The organism is Amaricoccus sp. (assembly GCF_036846665.1).
GTDB lineage: Bacteria > Pseudomonadota > Alphaproteobacteria > Rhodobacterales > Rhodobacteraceae > Amaricoccus.
Genome location: NZ_DAIUBO010000378.1, coordinates 1 through 2,280 on the forward strand (window position 1 = coordinate 1; position 2,280 = coordinate 2,280).

Below are 2,280 nucleotides of genomic sequence, written 5' to 3' on the forward strand. Positions count from 1 at the left end.
CCAGTTTGACCGCCGGACTCCAGCTTCAGCTGGGTGAAAGATGGGGGTCACAGCACGGTGAACAAGATCATGCTTGGCGAAGCGCCGCTTCTGGAGAAGCTGAACGAGCACGGCGAGATCAAGGCCGGCACGATGGCCGAGGCGCGCGAGGCCTACAAGGTCGAGACCTGGGCGCGGAAGATCGGCATCACCCGGCAGGTGCTGGTGAACGACGACCTCGGCGCCTTCGCCGACCTCGCGCGCCGCATGGGTCACGGCGCGGCCGAGACCGAAGCGCGGATCCTCGTGACCCTCCTCGAGGCGGGCAGCGGAAACGGCCCGAGCCTGTCGGACGGCAAGACTCTGTTCCACGCCGACCATGGCAACAAGGCGGGTTCGGGCGCGGCGATCTCCGATGCGACGCTGTCGGCCGCGCGGCTGGCGCTGCGCACGCAGAAGGGCATCGAGGATCGGACCATCCGCGTGACACCGAAGAACCTACTGGTTCCGCCCGCGCTGGAGACCACGGCCGAGAAGTGGCTGGCCACCATCGCGCCCGCCACTGCCTCGGACGTGAACCCCTTCTCCGGGGCGCTATCGCTGGTGGTCGAGCCGCGCCTGACCTCGGCCACGCGCTGGTACGTCACTGCCGATCCGAGCGAGATCGACGGACTGGAGTTCGCCTACCTCTCGGGTTCGGAGGGGCCGCAAGTCGAGAGCCGCTCTGGCTGGGACGTGGACGGAGTCGAGATCCGAGTGATCCTCGACTTTGGCGCCGGCTTCATCGACCACCGCGGCTGGTTCATGAACTCGGGCGCATGACGTGGCTGACCTCGCCCAGCTCACCGCCTGGCGCGACGCCCTGATGGCTGCACGCTATCAGGGCGTGCGCACCGCCGAGTACGACGGCAAGCGGGTGACCTACGCCACCGACGGCGAGATGGCGGCGGCGCTGGCCGACCTCAGCCGTCAGATCGCCAGCACAAGACCGGAGCGCATTTCCGTCGTCCGCATCCAATCCTCGAAAGGACTCTGAGCCATGAAGACCTTCATCCAGACCGGCGACGTCATCACCGTCACCGCGCCCACTGGCGGCGCGACGAGTGGCGCAGGTGTGCTGATCGGCAGCCTATTTGGCATCGCCGCATTCACGGCTGAAGATGGACAGTCGCTGGAGATCGCCACCACCGGAGTCTTCGAGCTGCCGAAGAATCCGACCACGGTCCTTTCTGTTGGCGACGCTGTCGCCTGGAACGACACCGCCCATCAGGTCGACGCGCCGGGACCCGGGCTCTATCCCATCGGCATCGCCACGCATGCGGCAGGGAGCGGCGTAGCAGCTGTCACCGTACGGCTGAACGCGGTGGCAACGGCGGCTGCCTGAAGTTCAGCGCGTGTGTCCGCCCTCGTGGAAGAGCGCCTCCTGTATCCGCTTGAGGAGTTCCGCGTAGTCGGCGAGGGTGGTCACGTGGCCCCAGTTCACGTCATCTGGGCCGGTGAAGAAGTGGTCGTCGCTGGCGGCGCGGATGCGCTCGAGGGCAGCGTCGATCTCCGCCTTGCGGGCGATGAAGGCGGCAAGCGCCGCGTCGTTGGTCCTGGACATGGTCGTCTCCGAGCGTGGTCGACGAGCATGACCGCGTGGACACTTCTAAATACCTAGCCAAATCAGGTCATTGATGATTCTATCGGCTCCATCTTGGATGGGAGGGGTTTGGGTGGGTCAGCCGGGTTTGTTCGATCTGGACGATCGGTACGCGGCGCTGTCGAAGCGCGGCGATCCGCTGGAGCGGCTGGCGGCGGTGGTGGATTTTGAGATGTTTCGGGCCGATCTGGAGGCTGCGCTCGATCGGTCGGATCGGTCGCGGGGCGGGCGGCCTCCGATGGACGCGGTGATGATGTTTCAGGTCCTGGTGCTGCAGGCGCTTTACGGTCTGGCGGACGAGCAGACCGAGTTCCAGATCCGCGATCGGCTCAGCTTCATGCGCTTTCTCAGGCTCGATCTGCACGGGCGGGTGCCGGACGCCCGCACGATCTGGCTGTTCCGGGAACTGCTCACCAGGGCCAAGGCGATCGACGCCCTGTTCGCCCGGTTTGACGCGCATCTGCGTGCGTCCGGCTATCTGGCCATGGGCGGGCAGATGATCGATGCCTCGATCGTGGAAGCGCCGCGGCAGAGGAACACCGGCGCCGAGAAGGAAGAGCTGAAGGCGGGGCGCATCCCGGAAGACTGGACCGCGCGCCCGGCGAAGCTGGGCACCCGCATTTACCTGTCAGTTTTCGTCGAACCGTGATTCACTCGGC

At 66.2% G+C, this 2,280-nt stretch carries 4 protein-coding genes and 1 pseudogene; 4 read left to right on the plus strand and 1 reads right to left on the minus strand.

Going from position 1 to position 2,280, the window contains the following annotated elements; genetic code table 11:
* The first annotated feature begins 57 nt into the window (after window positions 1-57).
* From V7050_RS20515 to V7050_RS20525, 3 genes are read left to right on the plus strand one after another with little or no spacing between them, the layout of a single operon-like run.
* Complete coding sequence (locus tag V7050_RS20515; protein ID WP_324411208.1) at window positions 58-801, plus strand: phage major capsid protein; 744 nt, start codon at window positions 58-60, stop codon at window positions 799-801.
* Between the two features lies 1 nt (window position 802).
* Window positions 803-1,015 carry a phage head-tail joining protein gene (locus V7050_RS20520; RefSeq protein ID WP_324411209.1) on the plus strand — a complete coding sequence of 71 codons (213 nt, stop codon included), beginning with the start codon at window positions 803-805 and terminating at the stop codon, window positions 1,013-1,015.
* Between the two features lie 3 nt (window positions 1,016-1,018).
* Window positions 1,019-1,363 (plus strand): DUF2190 family protein, encoded by a 345-nt coding sequence (locus V7050_RS20525; RefSeq protein WP_324411211.1) that lies wholly within the window; start codon window positions 1,019-1,021, stop codon window positions 1,361-1,363.
* 3 nt (window positions 1,364-1,366) lie between these two features.
* Here V7050_RS20525 and V7050_RS20530 read toward each other — a convergent pair whose 3' ends face one another.
* Window positions 1,367-1,582, minus strand: coding sequence for a hypothetical protein (locus V7050_RS20530; protein ID WP_324411213.1), 216 nt, complete (start codon window positions 1,580-1,582; stop codon window positions 1,367-1,369).
* A gap of 97 nt (window positions 1,583-1,679) precedes the next feature.
* Here V7050_RS20530 and V7050_RS20535 point away from each other — a divergent pair.
* Window positions 1,680-2,228: pseudogene (locus V7050_RS20535) on the plus strand (transposase); the annotation flags it as partial.
* Between the last annotated feature and the right edge of the window lie 52 nt (window positions 2,229-2,280).